Origin of the sequence: Azoarcus sp. TTM-91, from assembly GCF_012911025.1 — a bacterium.
Lineage (GTDB): Bacteria > Pseudomonadota > Gammaproteobacteria > Burkholderiales > Rhodocyclaceae > Azoarcus.
Genome location: NZ_WUEI01000322.1, coordinates 1 through 387 on the forward strand (window position 1 = coordinate 1; position 387 = coordinate 387).

The 387-nt window shown below is 56.8% G+C and carries 1 pseudogene; it reads left to right on the plus strand.

What is annotated here, in order from left to right:
• Positions 1-204: 204 nt before the first annotated feature.
• Positions 205-387 (plus strand): annotated as a pseudogene (locus tag GRF61_RS24440) (long-chain-fatty-acid--CoA ligase); the annotation flags it as partial.

Here is a 387-nt window from a genome sequence, read left to right on the forward strand (position 1 = left end):
GCGATTGCTGGCGCCTCCGGCGATCGCGACATCGGACGGCATCACGCAAAAGTGATGCCAACGGCGGTTTCTGCACCAGTTTCAAGCGGGCCAGGCCGGCTGAGGGAACCGTCTAAGTTATTGTTTTGACACAGACATCCGCGTAGGATGCCGAAAAAACGAACGACCATTCGAAAAAATCAACAATCGCCAGGAGACACGCCCATGGATAAGCCGTGGCTGAAGCAGTATCCCGCCGGGGTGCCGGCCGAGATCGATGCATCGCAGTATCGATCGCTGGCCCATCTGCTTGAGGATTCCTTCCAGAAGAACCGTAACCGCCGTGCATTTGAATGCATGGGAAAGGTGCTGACCTACGGCGAGCTGGATACGCTTTCGCGCCAACTG